Raw genomic sequence first — 17,540 nt, forward strand, 5'->3', positions numbered from 1 at the left:
CCGGGCGGGGTGCGCCGGGAACCGTCGCGGGCGGTGTTGCGCCGCTGGCGACAGAGTGGGTGCCCGGTGTTCCGGGGACGCTGGCCGGCGGCACCTTGATGGTGCCGGGGACGGTCGCGGGAGGGATCGGCCCGCCGGCGACCGGCGGGTTGTTGGTGAAGATCGACGACGCCGAACCGGGGATGCCCTGGCTGAGGTCGGGAGGATTCGAGGCGACCTGCTGGATGATGTTGACGCACGGAACCCCGGGAACGATGTCGGCCATCGCCCGTGGGCTGAACAAAGGAGCCGTCCAGAAGCACCCAACAGTCGCCATAGCGGTAACCGCCGCTATGCGAGTGGTGGTTCGAGACATGGTTCCCCCGTTCCTGTGGTGAGGTCTGAGGGGAAAACTACAGACGTGTAAGTTCTGCGCGGCGGTGCCGGTCGGGCGGTTACCGAACTGTTGCTAACCGGTGCCGCAGCAGTTACCCGGGCGATGACGGCTCAGGGCCGATCGGATGAAGAACGTGGAGCGAGTGACGGGATTCGAACCCGTGTAAACGGCTTTGCAGGCCGGTGCCTAGCCACTCAGCCACACCCGCACGTGAAGGTCACGATTCCAGCACGGCAGGGTCCCGGCCAGCGTTTCGATCAGCGTGAGCACTAGCTGACCCGGCGCTTCGCGCTTTACCGTGACGGCATGCAGACCTGGTTGGCTGATCCGCCCCTACTCGGCGGCCCCGGGCAGGGCACCCGCCAGATCGTCGAGCTGCTGATCGCGTTCGGGCTGACCGCCCTGATCGGGCTCGAGCGTGAGGTACACGGCAAGGCCGCCGGGCTACGCACCCAGACCATCGTGGGCACCGCCGCGGCGCTGATCCTGATCATCAGCAAGTACGGCTTTTCCGACGTCCTAAGCCCGGGAACCGTGGAAGTCGACCCCTCGCGGGTAGCCGCCCAGATCGTCTCGGGCATCGGTTTCCTGGGTGCGGGCCTGATCATCACCCGCCAGGGCGCGGTTCACGGGCTGACGACGGCGGCGGCGATCTGGGAGTGCGCCGCGATCGGCATGGCCGCCGGCGCCGGTCTGGTCAAGCTGGCCATCGTCGTGACGATCCTGCATTTCGTGATCGTGCTCGGCTTCACGCCGCTGACCCAGCGGCTGACCGCGCGACTGTCAGGCTCGGTGCGACTGCACATCACCTACGAACAGAACCGCGGCGTGATCGGCCGAATCCTGGGCGCCTGCGACAAACACAAGTGGACGCTGTCCGCACTCAACAGCGACCCTGATGGCGGGGTCCTGCTCACCCTGACCGGTTCGGGCATCCGACACGCACCCAGCGCCGTCGCCGGCGTCGACGGGGTCACCAGCGTCCGGCGCATGGACGACAAGGAAGATTAGGCCGCAACCCGGCCGCGCCCAGACCGGGCCGAGGCCACTACGCCGACTGCTGCCAGGACCGCGAAGACCCCGAACATCCACCGACTCGCGGTGGCATCGGGGGTGGCCCGCAGGTTCACGATGACGCCGGCCAGGCCCGCGCCGAACGCCCCGCACATCAGTTGCACGGTGCTGATCGCAGCCGCCGCCACCGCCTGCTGCGCCGAATCGTCGACGACCGAGCCCATCGCCCATGCCGACAGGTGCGGCCAGGCCATCCCGATGCCGGCGCCCGTGACAGCGAGCGCGGCCGCCCACAACAGCACGAGTGCTGTTGAGGCATGGCTATTTTGGGTCACCGCGGCCACCGCGAGACCGACCGCCATCACCACAGGGGCGACTGCGACAACCCGCACCGTCAGCCGACTGTTGGTAATCGAGGCGCTGGCGATCTCGCCGACCGTCCACCCCACCGATAGCGCCGCCCCGAGAAACCCCGCGAAGATGGGGGCCAGCCCGCCCAGCCGCTGGCCGAACAATGGCACATACATGTCAACCATCGTCGCCGCCATCAGAAGACCCAATGTCATGTAGATCCACTTGAGCGGTCCCGGCTGAAAAGCCTTGCGCGGCAGGACTGCAGCGCCTAGCCGCCGGTCGACGGTGATGAACGTGGCCACCAACAGCGCTCCGACACCCAGGAGCGCGGCGATGGCGGCGGGGTTGCGAGGTATCGCCGCGGCGCTTACGGCCAGCGCCGCCGATCCCAGCAGAACCAGCGACCAGACCGGGATCCCGCTGCGCGGCCCCTCCCCGTCCGGGGATTGCGCGCGAGCCGGAAGTGCGATCGGCACCAGCGCGCTCATCGCGACGGCCAGGACGGCCAGCGATCCGAAACCGCCTCGCCAGAAACCGAATTGGGCAAACAGACCACCCGTTGCGGGCCCGACGAGGGTGCCGATCCCCCACATCGCCGAGACGACCGCAGACGCACGAGTCCACAACCGATCGGGCAGCGCGGCGCTGATGACCGCATAGCCGAGCCCGGCGAGCACGCCCCCGGCCAGGCCCTGCACCACCCGGCCCACCAGCAGCAGCTCCATCGACGGCGCAGTGGCGCAGACTGCGCTGCCGAGCGCGAACGACAACAACGCACCCAAATAGGACAGTCGCGGGCCGAACCGGGTCAGCAACGGGCCCACCGTGGTTGCCGCGACGACCGACGACACCAGATACACCGTGGTCACCCAGGCATACAGCCGCTCGCCGCCGATGTCGGCGACCGCGCTCGGCAGCAGGCTCATGGTGATGAACTCGTTGATGGCGTAGATCGCCACGCCGCCTGCCAGGACGACGGTGGCACCGAGGTGATCTCCGAGTAGCTCGCGCCAGCTGCCCTCGGCCGACGCCGTCTTCCCGGTCATGTGCATCACCGTAGAGGCTCAACCGCAGTTGAGCTCAAGTGCACCGGCCTACTTCAGGCCGGCCGCGTCCATGCCGCGCAGTTCCTTCTTCAGGTCGGCAATCTCGTCACGGATGCGGGCCGCAAGCTCGAATTGCAGATCACGCGCCGCCGCCATCATCTGCGCGGTGAGGTCCTTGATGAGGTCGGCCAACTCGGCGCGCGGCATATTCGCGGTGTCGCGGCCTTCGATGATCCCGGCGCTGACCGCCCGGCCCGGCTCCCCCTGGGCGCGGCGGCCGCGGGAGGAGTTGCGTCCCGAGCCACCTACATCGACGGTCGCATCGGTGTCGTCGGCCTCGCTGTAAACCTGGTCGAGGATATCGGCGATCTTCTTGCGCAACGGCTGCGGATCCACGCCGTGTGCGACGTTGTATTCGATCTGCTTGGCCCGGCGGCGGTCGGTTTCGTCGATCGCCGCCCGCATCGAGTCGGTGATCTTGTCGGCGTACATGTGGACCTCGCCGGAGACGTTGCGCGCCGCGCGGCCGATGGTCTGGATCAGGCTGCGCGTGGAACGCAGAAACCCTTCCTTGTCGGCGTCGAGGATCGACACCAGCGACACCTCGGGCAGGTCGAGACCTTCACGGAGCAGGTTGATGCCGACCAGCACGTCGTACTCGCCAAGCCGCAGCTGGCGCAGCAGCTCCACGCGGCGCAGCGTGTCGACCTCGGAATGCAGATAGCGCACCCGGATGCCCAGTTCGAGCAGGTAGTCGGTGAGATCCTCGGCCATCTTCTTGGTCAACGTGGTGACCAGCACGCGTTCGTCGCGTTCGGTGCGGGCGCGGATCTCCCCGATGAGGTCGTCGATCTGCCCCTTGGTGGGCTTGACCACCACCTTGGGGTCGACCAGGCCGGTCGGGCGGATCACCTGTTCGACGAATTCGCCGCCGGTCTGGCTCAGCTCGTAGGGGCCGGGTGTGGCCGACAGATACACCGTCTGACCGATGCGGTCGGCGAACTCCTCCCAGGTCAGCGGCCGGTTGTCGACGGCCGAAGGCAGCCGGAAGCCGAACTCGACCAGATTGCGCTTGCGGGACATGTCGCCCTCGTACATGCCGCCGATCTGCGGGACTGTCACGTGTGACTCGTCGATCACCATCAGGAAGTCTTCGGGGAAGTAGTCCAGCAGCGTGGCCGGGGCGGAGCCGGCCGGCCTCCCATCTATGTGCCTTGAGTAGTTCTCGATACCCGAGCAGAAGCCGACCTGGCGCATCATCTCGATGTCGTAGTTGGTCCGCATCCGCAGGCGCTGGGCTTCCAGGAGCTTGCCCTGGTTCTCCAGCTCGGATAGCCGCGCGGCCAGTTCTTCTTCGATGGTCGAGATCGCCTGCGCCATCCGCTCCGGTCCGGCGACGTAGTGGGTGGCCGGGAAGATACGCAGCGAGTCGACCTTGCGGACCACGTCACCGGTGAGCGGGTGCAGGTAGTACAGCGCCTCGATCTCGTCGCCGAAGTACTCGATGCGGACAGCCAGCTCCTCGTAGGACGGGATGATCTCGACGGTATCGCCGCGCACCCGGAACGAACCGCGGGTGAAGGACATGTCGTTGCGGCTGTACTGCACGTCGACCAGCAGCCGCAGCAGCCCGTCCCGGGGCACCTCGGCGCCGACCTGGAGCTCCACCGACCGGTCTAGGTAGGACTGCGGTGTACCCAGGCCGTAGATGCACGACACCGAGGCGACCACGACGACATCACGCCGAGACAGCAGGCTGGAGGTCGCCGAGTGGCGCAGCCGCTCGACGTCGTCGTTGATCGAGCTGTCCTTCTCGATGTAGGTGTCGGTCTGAGCGATGTACGCCTCAGGCTGGTAGTAGTCGTAGTAGCTGACGAAGTACTCAACAGCGTTGTGCGGCAACATTTCCCGCAACTCGTTGGCAAGCTGGGCCGCCAGCGTCTTGTTCGGCGCCATCACCAGCGTGGGCCGTTGGAGCCGCTCGATGAGCCAGGCGGTGGTCGCGGACTTACCGGTGCCGGTGGCACCGAGGAGCACGACGTCACGCTCGCCCGCCCTGATCCGCCGTTCCAGTTCCGCGATCGCCGCCGGCTGGTCGCCGGCCGGCTGGTACTCGCTGACCACCTCGAACCGGGCGCCGGCGCGCACGACGTCCTCGACCGCGCGATACTCCGAATGCGCGAGGACCGGATGTTCGGTAGCGAAGGCCATGAGACCAGGTTAAGCGCCCCCACCGACAGATTCATTCCCGCTGCATTACGTACGCTGTCGCCGTGCCCGAACCACTACGAATCGGCCTGCACATCCCGGGGTTTGTGCTGACCGTCGTCGGTCTGAGTCGCCGGGTGGCCCTGCTCTGGCCCGGGCCGGTCCGGGTGGCCGAGGCAATCGGGATGAGCTGCGCCAACGACCGCGACGGCACCAACGGCAAGGATCCGCGCACGATCGGCCTGCGTAGGCGACGCCGGCAATGAACAGCCGGATCCACACGCCCAAACGGGAGATCTTCGACCTGCCCGCCCGGACGAACACCGACAACAAAGGATTCGTGCGCGAGGTAGACGAGTACATCGCGCGCCCGTGGGGCCTCTACATGGCCCGCCCGACGCCGGGACGGGTCCAGTTCCACTATCTGGAATCCTGGCTGCTACCCGCACTGGGCTTGCGGGCCAACGTCTTCCACTTCAATCCCGGCTACGAACGCGACCAGGATTACTACCTCGACGTGGCGGACATCGTCGCCGGGGACACCGTCTGGCGCACCGAAGACCACTACCTCGACCTCGTGGTCCGGACCGGAACTCGCACGGAGCTGGTCGACGTCGACGAACTGCTCGAGGCGCACCGGGTGGGCCTGGTGAGCGCGGAAACGACCGAGACGGCGATCCGGCGGGCCATCGGCGCCGTCGAAGGCCTGGCCCGGCACCACCACGACCTGACCGCGTGGCTGGCAGCCCAGGGCATGGACGTGTTCTGGCGTTAGCAACCTATCGGCGTCGCCCGGCCACCCCGATTGGCGCCATACGCCGAACAGGTAGTCTCGCTAACCATGAGCCTCAGCAAGCGCCGCTGGCTGGCTGCGGCGGTAGGTGCGATGGTGTTCGCAGGTTCTCAGTTAAGTGTGAGCCCGGCACATGCCGACCCCGCATCGCCGTCGCCGGCCCCGCCCACGCCGCCGCCCACGGGCGAAGTGCTGCACAACGTGACGTACCGCGCGCGTGCCGACGGCACCTCGCGCGGTGCGGTGGTCGCCTACAAGATCGACGACAACAACGTCAACAGCGATCAGCCGACGCTGTTGCCGGGCGTCACGTTCGAGGTCAACACGGTGCTGCACGACCCCAAGCAGGCCGGTATGGAGATCTCCATCCAGTGGCCCTACGGATCGAACCTGCACTGCGAGATCCTGGTTGACGACCAGACCGTCGCCCAGGCCGACCAGTTCATCGCGCCACGGCTGTTCCGCGTCAAAGACGACCCGCTCTATGGCACGTTGCAGTGCGGTGCTCCGCTGGACACGCCCACCCCGGCGCAGGTGGCCCCGCCGGCTGCCTGACGGCTCAGGGGCGCCAGCCGGTCGTATCGGCCCATTCCCACGCGCGGCGGTAGGCGTCGAGGAACCACGGTTCCTTCGCATCGGCGTAGCGGGCGACGTCGTCGTGCTGTGCGGCGGACCGCTTGACCGCGAGGTAGTCGGCACGTACCCCCGGGTTGGCCGCCAGCCAGTCGACGAACAACAACGCGAACTGCTGATTGGGCCAGCCCGCCACCCGAATGTGGACGTTAGTGGGCCTGCCAGGATCGCCGGAGGCATGAAAGCGCTTGTGCCACAACGATTGGTCGTCGCTGCGGTCGAACCGGCCGTCGGTGCTGCGACCGTCGGACTTGGGCACATCGGAGGTGATCGCCTCGACCCGCGGATAGCCGGCGCGCAGCAAGTCGTCGGCGAGCTCGTCAGCGACCTCCGGCGAGGCGACCGTCACCTGCATGTCGATGACGTCCTTGGCGTCCAGACCCGCCACCGCGGTCGAGCCGATGTGGTCGATGCGGACGGCGCGATGCCCGCAGGTGGTGTTCAGCCGGGCCACGATCCGCCGCGCCTGCTCCGGCCACGTCGGGTCGGCGACGACCAGCTCGACGGCGCCCCGCGCGGGCGTCCGGGTGGTGAGATTGTGCGCGAACGGCAGGATCCGCTGGTACCAGAGTTCGCGGGCCTTCTCGACCAGCTCACCCTCGGTGCCGGTGTTGTCCAGCCACACGTCGGCGACCAGCCGGCGCTGCTCTTCGGTCGCCTGAGCGGCGATGCGGGCCCTGGCGTCGGCCTCGGTGAAGCCGCGGTATTCGATCAGCCGCTTCACCCGGAGTTCGGGGTCGGCGTTGACGATGACCACGAGCGGGAACATCGGCGCCATCTGGGACTCCACCAGCAGCGGGATGTCCTCGACGATCACCGGGCTTTCTACGGACTCGACCGCCGCGGCGATCAGCTCCGAACGGCGGTGCGCCACCAGCGGATGGACGATGCCATTAAGGGTCTGGCGCTTGTCCTCGTCACTGAAGGCGATCGCGGCCAGCGCCGGGCGATCCAGGGCGCCGTCAGAGCGCAGGATGTGCGCGCCGAACGCGTCGACGAGCTTGGCCAGCCCCTCAGTCCCGGGTTCGACGACCTCACGGGAGATGACGTCGCCGTCCACGACGACGCCACCACACGCCGAGAACGTGGCCGACACCGTCGACTTACCGGCACCGATACCGCCGCTCAATCCGATACGAAGCATGAATCCGTCCTCACAAAAGAAACCACGCAGGGAGTCCGGAGACTCCCTGCGTGGTCTTCACTCGGCGAATGAGTGTCTGTTAGGCGTTGCCTGCCAGCTTCTCACGCAGGGCCGCAAGCTGGGCGTCGCTGGCCAGCGAACCGCCGGCCGACTCACCCGAGCTCGACGAAGACGACGAGCCGTTGCCCGCCGGACGCTCGGCCGCTTCGGCCTCGTCCTTGGCGAACTTCTCCATCTGCGCGGTGTGCATCTTGTGGCGCTGCTCGGCCTCGGCGTAGCGGGCCTCCCACTCGGTGCGCTGCTTGTCGAAGCCTTCGAGCCATTCGTTGGTCTCGGCGTCGAAGCCCTCGGGGAAGATGTAGTTGCCCTGCTCGTCGTAGCTGTCGGCCATGCCGTACTTCGACGGGTCGAACTCCTCGGTGTAGTCCTCGTTGGCCTGCTTGAGGCTCAGCGAGATGCGGCGACGCTCGAGGTCGATGTCGATGACCTTGACCATCGCGTCGTCGCCCACCTGGACGACCTGATCGGGCACCTCGACGTGGCGCTCGGCCAGCTCGGAGATGTGCACCAGGCCCTCGATGCCCTCTTCGACGCGGACGAACGCACCGAACGGCACCAGCTTGGTGACCTTGCCCGGCACGATCTGGCCGATCGCATGGGTGCGGGCGAAGTGGCGCCACGGATCTTCCTGAGTTGCCTTGAGCGACAACGAAACCCGCTCGCGATCCATGTCGACGTCGAGCACCTCGACGGTGACCTCGTCGCCGACATTGACAACCTCGGACGGGTGGTCGATGTGCTTCCAGGACAGCTCGGAGACGTGCACCAGGCCGTCGACCCCACCGAGGTCAACGAACGCGCCGAAGTTGACGATCGAGGACACCACACCCTTGCGGATGGCGCCCTTGGTCAGCTGGTTGAGGAACTCGCTGCGGACCTCGGACTGGGTCTGCTCGAGCCACGCGCGACGCGACAACACCACGTTGTTGCGGTTCTTGTCGAGCTCGATGATCTTGGCCTCGATCTCCTTGCCAATGTACGGCTGAAGATCGCGGACACGACGCATCTCGACCAGCGACGCAGGCAGGAAGCCACGCAGGCCGATATCGAGGATCAGGCCGCCCTTGACGACCTCGATGACGGTGCCCTTGACGGCCTCGTCCTTCTCCTTCAGCTCCTCGATGGTGCCCCAGGCGCGCTCGTACTGGGCGCGCTTCTTGGACAGGATCAGACGGCCTTCTTTGTCCTCCTTGGTGAGGACGAGGGCTTCGATCGCATCGCCGACGGACACAACCTCATTGGGGTCGACGTCGTGCTTGATGGACAGCTCGCGGGAAGGGATGACACCTTCGGTCTTGTAACCGATGTCGAGCAAGACCTCGTCCCGGTCCACCTTGACGATGGTCCCCTCGACGATGTCGCCATCGTTGAAGTATTTGATGGTCTTGTCGATAGCGGCGAGGAAGTCCTCGGCAGTGCCGATGTCGTTGACGGCTACTTGCGGCGAGGTGATGGTGGGACTTGGCATATTGTTGGGTTGCTCCGGACAGGGTCGGTCGTAGGGACAGTTTTTCGATGGTGTACCCGCACAGTGCCAATAGCTGGCCTAATAGCTAGCCCATAGGTACGCACACAGGTACCGTCCGAGCCTACTCGACTAGGCACACGCTGGACAAACTCGGGTCCGGGCGGGCGCACTCGGGCGATTACGCTCCTCTGGTGCCCTACGCCACATTGCCCCCGCTGCACCGCCCGATCCGCAAAGTCGGAGCGCCGCTGGCAGCGATCATCGCCTGCGGCACGGTCGCGGGTCTCATCCTGATCCTGCTGACCGCGGTGAACCCGGTTGGCACGGCCATCGGGTTCACGCTGTCGACCCTCGCGATGGTCCTGGTGCTGCTGTGTTACCTGTGGCTGGACCGCTGGGAGCCCGAGCCGCCCAGGCTGCTGGTGTTCGCGTTCCTGTGGGGCGCCTCGGTGGCGATCCTGGTCTCGATAGTGCTCGAACTGCTCGTCGAGTCGGCGGTCAACCCCGGCCAGGAGACGACGAGTTTCTTCACCACCGCCGTCGCCGCACCGGTGATCGAGGAAGCCGCGAAGGGGCTATTCCTGCTGCTGATGATGACCGGGGTGCGCCGCCTAGAGCTGAACTCGCTGACCGACTGCCTGGTTTACGCGGGCGTGACGGCGGTCGGGTTCGCCTGGATCGAGGACATCTTCTACATCGCCAACGGCGACACTCTGGCCACCTCGCTGCTCACCGCGGCGATGCGGCTGATCATGGCGCCGTTCGCCCACCCGCTGTTCACGACATTCACCGGTATCGGCGTCTACTTCGCGCTTCAGCAACGCAGTACGCTGGCCAAAGTCGGTTGTATCGCGCTTGGCTTCGTCGGCGCGGTGGTCATGCACGGGCTCTGGAACGGTTCTGCCCTGGTCAGCCCCGGCGCGTATTTCGGGCTGTATGTGGTGTGGATGATGCCGGTCTTCTTCCTGGCGATTGTGCTGGCCGTTCGCAGCCGGCGCCGCGAGCAGGCGATCGTCGCCCAGAAGCTGCCCGGGATGGTGGCGGCCGGTCTGGTGACGCCGGCCGAGACGGCGTGGCTGGGCTCGATCAAGACCCGCAAGCACGCGGTGGCCGCAGCCACCGGGTTCGGAGGTAAACCGGCAGGCAGCGGGGTCAAGAAGTTCGCACACCAGGTGATCGAGCTGGCATTCGTGCGGGATCGCATCGAGCGCGGTTTCGTCGACGCCCGGGTGCTGGCGCTGCAGCAGGAGGAGGTCGACGGCGTGGTCGCGGCCCGAGCGGCCGCCGGGCCGGCCCTGCAGTGGCTGAACGGCTACCAGCTGCCTGCTCGCTGACCGGCAGCGCTAGTTCACCGCGCCCAGTGCTAATGCGCGGCCGCGGCCCAGCTGCGGCCGTAGCCCACCGACACCTCCAGCGGGACATCCAGCGGGTAGGCCCCGCCCATCTTGTCGCGCACCAGTGCCTCGACGGTCTCACGTTCACCCTCGGCCACTTCGAGCAGGAGTTCGTCGTGCACCTGCAGCAACATCCGTGACTTGAGGCCGGCGTCCTTGATCGCCTGCGCGACGTTGATCATGGCGACCTTGATGATGTCGGCGGCGCTGCCCTGGATCGGGGCGTTGAGCGCGGCCCGCTCAGCGGCCTCGCGCACGTTGCGGTTGCTGCTGTCCAGCTCCGGCAGATAGCGGCGGCGGCCCAGCACCGTGGAGGTGTAGCCGTCCTTGCGGGCCTGGTCGACCACGGACTGCAGGTAGTCACGCACCCCGCCGAACCGCGCGAAGTACAGGTCCATCTGCTGTTTGGCCTCTTCGGTCGAGATCTTCAACTGCGCCGACAGACCATAGGCGGACAACCCGTAGGCCAAGCCGTAGGACATCGCCTTGACCCGCCTGCGTAGTTCCGGGGTCACCTCGGAGATCTCCACGCCGAAGGCCCGCGAGGCGACGAACGAATGCAGGTCTTCGCCGGTGTTGAACGCCTCGATGAGGCCGGCGTCCTTGGACAGGTGCGCCATGATCCGCATCTCGATCTGGCTGTAGTCGGCGGTCATCAGCTCGGCGTAGCCCTCGCCGACCACGAACGCGTCGCGGATCTCCCGGCCCGCCTCGGTGCGAATCGGAATGTTCTGCAGGTTGGGCTCCGTGGAGGACAACCGGCCCGTCGCGGCGATGGTCTGGTTGAACGTGGTGTGGATTCGGCCATCGGCGGCAACGGAATTCAGCAGACCGTCGACGGTCACCTTGAGCCGAGTGACATCGCGGTGGGTCAGCAGGTGCTGCAGGAAAGGGTGGCCGGTCTTGTCGAAGAGGCCCTGCAGCGCATCGGCGTCGGTGGTGTAGCCGGTCTTGGTGCGCTTGGTCTTCGGCATCTCCAGCTCATCGAACAGCACCACCTGCAGCTGCTTGGGCGACCCGAGGTTGATCTGTTTGCCGATCACGCCGTAGGCCGCTTCGGCGGCGTCACGGATCGCGTCGGCGAAGGTGCTCTGCAGTTGCCTGAGCAGGTCCAGGTCGACGGCGATACCGACCGATTCCAGATCCGCCAGGACCGTCTGCACCGGCAGTTCCATCTCACCGAGCAGGGCCGAGGAGTCGATCCGGGTCAACTCGTCGTCGAGCGCGTCGGCGAGGTCGATGACAGCCCTGGCCCGCAGGATCAGCGTCTGCACGGCCTGGTCGTCGGTGCCCTCGCTGTCGTCGAGCAGCGAAAGCTGTTGCTGCTCAGGGGTATCGGCACGCAACTCGCGGCGCAGATAGCGCAACGAGAGATCGTCGAGGGTGAAGCTGCGCTGACCGGGACGCACCAGGTAGGCCGCCAGAGCGGTGTCGGAGGTGATCCCCGCCAGCGACCAGCCCCGCCCGGCCAGGTCGTGGATGGCCAGTTTGGCCTCGTGCAGCGCCTTGGGTTTGTCCGCCGCAGCCAGCCACTGGCCCAGCGCCGCCTCATCCTCGGCGGTCAGCGTCGTGGTGTCGATGTAGCAGCCCTCGCCGTCGGCGGCGGCGATCGCGACCGCAGTCGCGTCACCGTCGTAGGCCAGATGCGTGCCCACCACCGCCAGGCCCGAACGCGCACCGCTGGACGCGTGCTCGGCCAGCCAGGCGCCAACCGCACCCGGTGCCAGCGCGTCGCCGCGGACGTCGAAGCCCTCGTCGACCTCGGGGTCGGCCGAGGCGAGGGTGTCGAACAACCGGTCACGCAGCACCCGGAACTCCAGGTCGTCGAAGAGCCGGTGGATGTGGTCGCGATCCCACGGCTGCATGCGCAGGGTGTCCGGGGTCTGGGCCAGCGGGACATCCTTGACCAGTTCGGTGAGGTCGCGGTTGAGCACGACGCTGCCGAGGTGGGCGCGCAGCGCGTCACCGACCTTGCCCTTGACCGCATCGACATTGTCGACCAGCGACTGCAACGAGCCGTACTCGGCGATCCACTTGGTGGCCGTCTTCTCCCCCACGCCCGGGATACCGGGCAGGTTGTCGCTCGGGTCGCCGCGCAGCGCCGCGAAATCCGGGTACTGCCGCGGGGTCAAGCCGTACTTGGCCTCGACCGCCTCGGGGGTGAACCGGGTCAGCTCGCTGACGCCCTTGATCGGGTAGAGCACCGTGACGTCGTCACTGACCAGCTGCAGCGAGTCCCGATCCCCGGTGACCACAAGGACCCGGTACCCGTCGCGCTCGGCCTGGGTGGCCAGCGTCGCGATGATGTCGTCGGCCTCGAAACCCACCTCGGCGAGGACCGTGATACCCAGCGCCACAAGGACTTCCTTGGTGATGTCGATCTGGCCGCGGAACTCGTCGGGGGTGGCCGACCGGTTGGCCTTGTACTCCGGGAACTTCTCGGAGCGGTGGGTCTGCCGCGAGACGTCGAAGGCCGCGGCGATATGGCTGGGCTTCTCGTCGCGCAACAGATTGATCAGCATGGCGGTGAACCCGTACACCGCGTTGGTGGTCAGCCCGTTCTTGGTCTTGAAGTTCTCGGCGGGCAGCGCATAAAACGCCCGAAAGGCCAGCGAATTGCCGTCCAACAACATCAACGTCGACTTCTGGTCGGTAAGGCTCGCGGTCACGGACCTAACTCTAGGCACCCGCTCCGACACGCAGGTGGTCACGGGCCAGGCCGATCAGCACACGGGCCGCGGGACTAACCGGTCCGTGGGCACGCCACGCCAGAACCAGGCGCCCCCGCAACTCGGGGGTCAGCGCGACGGCGTGCAGATCGGACCTGTGACGCGATACCGACTGCGGGAGGATGGCGGTTCCGAGGCCTCGGGCGGCGAGATCGGCCAGTTCCATCGGGTTGCCAGCCTCGAAGGCGATCCGGGGGGTGACGCCGGCGGCCGCGCACGCATCGTCGAGCCGGCGTCGGATTCCCGTGCCTCGAGGCAGCGCGATGAGCGGCCGGTCGGCCAGCGCGGTGAGCGGCACGGAGGTGCACCCTCGCCACGGGTCGGAGGGGTGCACGGCCGCGTCGATCGCCTCGTCGGTGGCGACCTCGACCGCCAGACCGTCCGGCACCTCGTCGGCCCCGAGGGAGGCGATGGCCAGGTCGAGGCGGCCTGATCGGACACCGTCGATCAAGGCGTCAGAATCGTCGGAGCAGAGCGTGATCTCGACGGCGGGATGCGCTCTGTGAAACTCCGCGAGCAAGGCGGGCATGTCGACGTTGTGGGCCGTCACGGTGCCGATCGACACCGAGCCGCGCACCAGGTCGGACAGTTCCTCGACCGCACGCCGGACGTCTGCGACAGCGGTCAGCGCGGCTCGAGCGTGCGGCAGCACGGCTTCTCCAGCGGCCGTCGTGGTCACCGCGCGCCGTGCGCGGTCGAGCAGTGGCTGGCCCAATTCCCGTTCCAGCCGGGCGATCGCCGCGCTGACCGCGGGTTGAGCCACGTGTACGCGCTGCGCGGCCCGGGTGAAGTTCGCCTCCTCGACCACCGCCACGAGGTACTCGAGCTGCCGGATGTCCATAATTTCTGATTATAGTTTCACTACCCAATCAGTATTGGACTTATAGCCGGTTGGGATAGACCGTGGAGATATGACTCCATCGGTTCTCGTCGCCGGCGCCGGCATCGGCGGCCTCACCACAGCCCTCGCCCTTCACCGGACTGGTCTCGGCGCAACCGTCGTCGAGAAGGCCTGTGACCTGCGCCCGTTGGGCGTCGGCATCAACCTCCTGCCCCACGCGGTGCGCGAACTCGACTACCTGGGCCTCGCCGACCGTCTCTGCGACATCGCGGTCGCCCCGTCGAACATCTCGTACTTCGACACATCGGGGGATCTCCTCTTCCGTGAACCGCGCGGCACCGCGGCCGGTGATAGCCACCCCCAGCTTTCGGTGCACCGTGGCGAACTGCAGGCACTGCTGCTCGAGGCAGTCACCACGAGGCTCGGGTCCGCTGCGGTCCGCACCGATCACGGGCTGACCGGCTTCACGGCCACCGAGGATGGGGTCGTCGGCCATACCGAGGGCGGCGACCTCTCCGCGGACGTTCTTGTCGGAGCCGATGGCATCGGTTCGGTGGTGCGCGACGCCCTCCACCCGGCGTCTACCCCGCTGGTGTGGTCCGGCGTGCGGATGTTTCGCGGCGCGGCCGACGACTACGCCTTTCTCGACGGCCGGACGATGGCCATCATCGCCGGTGACGACGCCGAGCTAGTCACCTATCCAATCGGATCAGGCAGGCTGAACTGGGTGTTGCAGGTGCCCGCGGGACCGCCGGGACCGCTGCCGGGCGACGCGGGGTGGAATCGTCCGGCGGACCGCGCCGCAGTGGCCGCCCTGGTCAGGGACTGGCGGCTGGACTGGCTCGACGTGAGCGCACTCATCTCGGGCACGGCCGAGGTGTTCGAGTATCCGATGGTCGACCGAGATCCCCTGCCGCGGTGGGGCATCGGCCGGGTGACCCTGCTCGGCGATGCCGCCCACCCGATGTACCCGGTCGGGGCCAACGGCGCGTCCCAGGCCATCGTCGACGCGCGGGTGCTGGCCGACGAACTGGCGGCGGGAACCGACGGCGGACTGCGCCGCTACGAAGAGAAACGCCGCCCGGCGACCGCAGCGGTCGTCGAGGCGAGTCGGACCATGCACAGCGCGCAGGCGCGCCGTCCCGCCGACATCGCCCGCGTGGCCACCCAGTACCGCATCGACACGACAAGGAGCAGCTCATGACCAAGTTCGTTCTCATCGCCGTGCGCGACAACCCTGAGGACCTGCTGCCCGTCCTCGTCGACGGACTCGAAGCTGAGCGGGACAGATCCAGTCAGTAGCCGAGCAGCTTGCGGAACTGCTGCCCGACCGCCATCGACTGGCCCATCCGCTGCACCCAGCCGTCGAGCGCGGCCTTGACGTCGGCGGCGTCCCAGCCACGCTCCTGCCCCAGCGCGATCATGCCGGCTTCGTCGGTGACGCCCCGGCTCTGCGCGGTGCGGGCGAGGTCGGCGTAGTCCTGCAGCGAGATGCCGTTGATGGGCTCCCAGATCGGGTCGGTCTCGGCGACCGAACGGGTGGACGGACCACCGAGCACCGCGGGGTCGACCAGCCCGGCGCCACGGACGTGCACCATCCCGTCGTCCTGCTGCTGGTTCAGCGCCTGCGCGGCGGCGGTGGCTGCTTCCTTGGCCTTCTTGAAAATACCCATTGACCTGTTCTTTCGATGCTGTGTGCGCCAGACGGAATGTCCGGGACGCTACTCCGGGACAAGTGCACACGGGGTCGATCGCTACCGATCCCAAAATTGGGTGCCCGCGTACTGGAACACGTTTCAGTTCGGTCGTTGTGATCGCATACGATGACCGCGTGCCAGCTTCTCCAGACGCGCCCGCCCAACTACCGGCCATCGAGGGTTGGTGGGACCACGACGACGCCGGTGTCCCCCACCTGGTCGGCGCCAAGTGCCCGCAGTGCGGGACCTACGTCTTCCCGCCTCGGGCCAACAACTGCCCGAACCCGACGTGCGACAGCGATGTGCTCGAACCGGTCGCCCTGTCGCGGCGGGGCACGGTGTGGAGCTACACCGAGAACCGCTACGCACCGCCGCCGCCGTACCCGTCGCCTGATCCGTTCGAGCCGTTCGCGGTGGCTGCCGTTGCGCTGGCCGACGAGGGACTCATCGTGTTAGGCAAGGTCGTCGAGGGCACGCTGGCCGCCGACCTCAAGGTCGGCATGGAGGTCGAGCTGACCACAATGCCGCTGTACACCGACGATGACGGCATCGAGCGGATCACCTACGCGTGGAGGATCGTCTGATGGCACCCGAACCCGTCTACATCCTTGGCGCCGGCATGCACCCGTGGGGCAAGTGGGGCCGCGACTTCACCGAATACGGGGTCGTGGCGGCCCGCGCCGCACTGGCCGACGCCGGTTTGGACTGGCGCCAGATTCAGCTCGTCGCCGGGGCCGACACCATCCGCAACGGCTACCCCGGTTTCGTGGCCGGGGCGACGTTCGCCCAGAAGCTCGGCTGGAACGGCATCCCCGTCACATCCAGCTACGCCGCCTGCGCCAGCGGTTCGCAGGCCCTGCAGAGCGCGCGGGCGCAGATTCTCGCCGGGCTCATTGATGTCGCGTTGGTCATCGGCGCCGACACCACCCCCAAGGGCTTCTTCGCCCCCGTCGGCGGTGAACGCCGCAACGACCCCGACTGGCAGCGCTTCCACCTCATCGGCGCCACGAACACCGTGTACTTCGCTCTGCTCGCCCGGCGCCGCATGGACCTCTACGGCGCGACGCTGGAGGACTTCGCCAACGTCAAGGTCAAGAACGCCAAGCACGGCCTGAACAACCCGTACGCGCGCTACCGCAAAGAGGCCAGCGTCGAAGACGTGCTCGCCAGCCCGGTGGTCTCCGATCCGCTTCGGCTGCTGGACATCTGCGCTACCTCCGACGGCGCGGCCGCGGTGATCGTGGCCAGCAAGGAATTCACCGAGAAGCACCTCGGCTCGGCCAAGGGCGTGCCCTCGGTCCGCGCGGTGAGCCTGCAAAGCCCGCAGTACCCGCAGCACCTACCCGAATTGCCGGACATCGCAACCGATTCCACTGCAGTCGTGCCCGGACCGGAGCGGGTGTTCAAAGACCAGATCCTCGACGCCGCCTACGCCGAGGCCGGCATCGGCCCCGAGGACCTGTCACTGGCCGAGGTTTACGACCTGTCCACGGCACTGGAGTTGGACTGGTACGAGCACTTGGGCCTGTGCCCTAAAGGTGAAGCCGAGGCTTTATTGCGCAGCGGTGCGACCACCATCGGCGGCCGGGTTCCGGTCAACGCCTCCGGCGGGTTGGCCAGCTTCGGCGAGGCGATCCCCGCTCAGGCCATCGCCCAGGTCTGCGAACTCACCTGGCAGCTCAAGGGCCAGGCCACCGGCCGTCAGGTCGAGGGCGCCACGGTGGGCGTCACCGCCAACCAGGGTCTGTTCGGCCACGGCTCGTCGGTGGTCGTCGCCAAGTAG

The 17,540-nt window shown here is 67.4% G+C and carries 16 protein-coding genes and 1 tRNA gene; 9 read left to right on the forward strand and 8 right to left on the reverse strand.

What is annotated here, in order from left to right; genetic code table 11:
• Positions 1 to 59: 59 nt before the first annotated feature.
• A complete protein-coding gene (locus HBE64_RS11040; RefSeq protein WP_167101560.1) occupies positions 60 to 377 on the forward strand; it encodes a hypothetical protein in 318 nt (105 codons plus the stop codon).
• Between the two features lie 133 nt (positions 378 to 510).
• On the opposite strand, the gene HBE64_RS11045 is transcribed toward HBE64_RS11040, so the two are convergent.
• A tRNA-Cys gene (locus HBE64_RS11045) sits at positions 511 to 584 on the reverse strand.
• A gap of 98 nt (positions 585 to 682) precedes the next feature.
• Here HBE64_RS11045 and HBE64_RS11050 point away from each other — a divergent pair.
• A complete protein-coding gene (locus tag HBE64_RS11050) occupies positions 683 to 1,387 on the forward strand; it encodes an MgtC/SapB family protein (protein WP_167101563.1) in 705 nt (234 codons plus the stop codon).
• Here the strand turns inward: HBE64_RS11050 and HBE64_RS11055 are convergent.
• Complete coding sequence (locus HBE64_RS11055; RefSeq protein WP_167101566.1) at positions 1,384 to 2,790, reverse strand: MFS transporter; 1,407 nt, start codon at positions 2,788 to 2,790, stop codon at positions 1,384 to 1,386. The two genes, HBE64_RS11050 and HBE64_RS11055, sit on opposite strands and share 4 nt — an antisense overlap.
• Positions 2,791 to 2,838: 48 nt before the next feature.
• A complete protein-coding gene (gene uvrB, locus HBE64_RS11060) occupies positions 2,839 to 5,001 on the reverse strand; it encodes an excinuclease ABC subunit UvrB (RefSeq protein WP_208300623.1) in 2,163 nt (720 codons plus the stop codon).
• A 62-nt stretch (positions 5,002 to 5,063) separates the two neighbouring features.
• On the opposite strand from uvrB, the gene HBE64_RS11065 reads away from it, so the two are divergent.
• The 3 genes from HBE64_RS11065 to HBE64_RS11075 all read left to right on the forward strand — a co-directional run bounded on the left by HBE64_RS11065 (position 5,064) and on the right by HBE64_RS11075 (position 6,346).
• On the forward strand, positions 5,064 to 5,264 hold the full coding sequence (locus HBE64_RS11065; RefSeq protein ID WP_167101591.1) for a hypothetical protein: 201 nt from the start codon (positions 5,064 to 5,066) through the stop codon (positions 5,262 to 5,264).
• A gap of 8 nt (positions 5,265 to 5,272) precedes the next feature.
• On the forward strand, positions 5,273 to 5,773 hold the full coding sequence (locus tag HBE64_RS11070) for a DUF402 domain-containing protein (RefSeq protein WP_208300675.1): 501 nt from the start codon (positions 5,273 to 5,275) through the stop codon (positions 5,771 to 5,773).
• Positions 5,774 to 5,839: 66 nt separating this feature from the next.
• The gene (locus HBE64_RS11075) at positions 5,840 to 6,346 is read left to right on the forward strand and encodes a hypothetical protein (protein WP_167101598.1); all 507 of its coding nucleotides are present in this window, start codon (positions 5,840 to 5,842) and stop codon (positions 6,344 to 6,346) included.
• 4 nt (positions 6,347 to 6,350) lie between these two features.
• On the opposite strand, the gene coaE is transcribed toward HBE64_RS11075, so the two are convergent.
• Together coaE and rpsA are read right to left on the reverse strand one after the other, a co-directional pair.
• Positions 6,351 to 7,568: a dephospho-CoA kinase gene (gene coaE / locus HBE64_RS11080; protein ID WP_167101601.1), complete on the reverse strand. Its 1,218-nt coding sequence runs from the start codon at positions 7,566 to 7,568 to the stop codon at positions 6,351 to 6,353.
• A 79-nt stretch (positions 7,569 to 7,647) separates the two neighbouring features.
• Complete coding sequence (gene rpsA, locus HBE64_RS11085) at positions 7,648 to 9,096, reverse strand: 30S ribosomal protein S1 (protein ID WP_167101604.1); 1,449 nt, start codon at positions 9,094 to 9,096, stop codon at positions 7,648 to 7,650.
• A 188-nt stretch (positions 9,097 to 9,284) separates the two neighbouring features.
• On the opposite strand from rpsA, the gene HBE64_RS11090 reads away from it, so the two are divergent.
• Positions 9,285 to 10,430, forward strand: coding sequence for a PrsW family intramembrane metalloprotease (locus HBE64_RS11090; protein ID WP_167109065.1), 1,146 nt, complete (start codon positions 9,285 to 9,287; stop codon positions 10,428 to 10,430).
• Between the two features lie 29 nt (positions 10,431 to 10,459).
• On the opposite strand, the gene polA is transcribed toward HBE64_RS11090, so the two are convergent.
• A complete protein-coding gene (gene polA, locus HBE64_RS11095) occupies positions 10,460 to 13,123 on the reverse strand; it encodes a DNA polymerase I (RefSeq protein ID WP_167109067.1) in 2,664 nt (887 codons plus the stop codon).
• 46 nt (positions 13,124 to 13,169) lie between these two features.
• The gene (locus HBE64_RS11100) at positions 13,170 to 14,060 is read right to left on the reverse strand and encodes a LysR family transcriptional regulator (RefSeq protein ID WP_167101607.1); all 891 of its coding nucleotides are present in this window, start codon (positions 14,058 to 14,060) and stop codon (positions 13,170 to 13,172) included.
• A gap of 70 nt (positions 14,061 to 14,130) precedes the next feature.
• Here HBE64_RS11100 and HBE64_RS11105 point away from each other — a divergent pair, with 70 nt between their 5' ends.
• A complete protein-coding gene (locus HBE64_RS11105) occupies positions 14,131 to 15,264 on the forward strand; it encodes an FAD-dependent monooxygenase (RefSeq protein WP_167101610.1) in 1,134 nt (377 codons plus the stop codon).
• A gap of 91 nt (positions 15,265 to 15,355) precedes the next feature.
• Here HBE64_RS11105 and HBE64_RS11110 read toward each other — a convergent pair whose 3' ends face one another.
• Positions 15,356 to 15,733 carry a hypothetical protein gene (locus tag HBE64_RS11110; RefSeq protein ID WP_167101612.1) on the reverse strand — a complete coding sequence of 126 codons (378 nt, stop codon included), beginning with the start codon at positions 15,731 to 15,733 and terminating at the stop codon, positions 15,356 to 15,358.
• Between the two features lie 158 nt (positions 15,734 to 15,891).
• Here HBE64_RS11110 and HBE64_RS11115 point away from each other — a divergent pair, with 158 nt between their 5' ends.
• Positions 15,892 to 16,341, forward strand: coding sequence for a Zn-ribbon domain-containing OB-fold protein (locus HBE64_RS11115; protein ID WP_167101615.1), 450 nt, complete (start codon positions 15,892 to 15,894; stop codon positions 16,339 to 16,341).
• On the forward strand, positions 16,341 to 17,540 hold the full coding sequence (locus HBE64_RS11120) for a lipid-transfer protein (RefSeq protein WP_167101618.1): 1,200 nt from the start codon (positions 16,341 to 16,343) through the stop codon (positions 17,538 to 17,540). Before HBE64_RS11115 ends, HBE64_RS11120 begins: the two co-directional genes overlap by 1 nt.

It is taken from the genome of Mycobacterium sp. DL592 (assembly GCF_011694515.1).
GTDB lineage: Bacteria > Actinomycetota > Actinomycetes > Mycobacteriales > Mycobacteriaceae > Mycobacterium.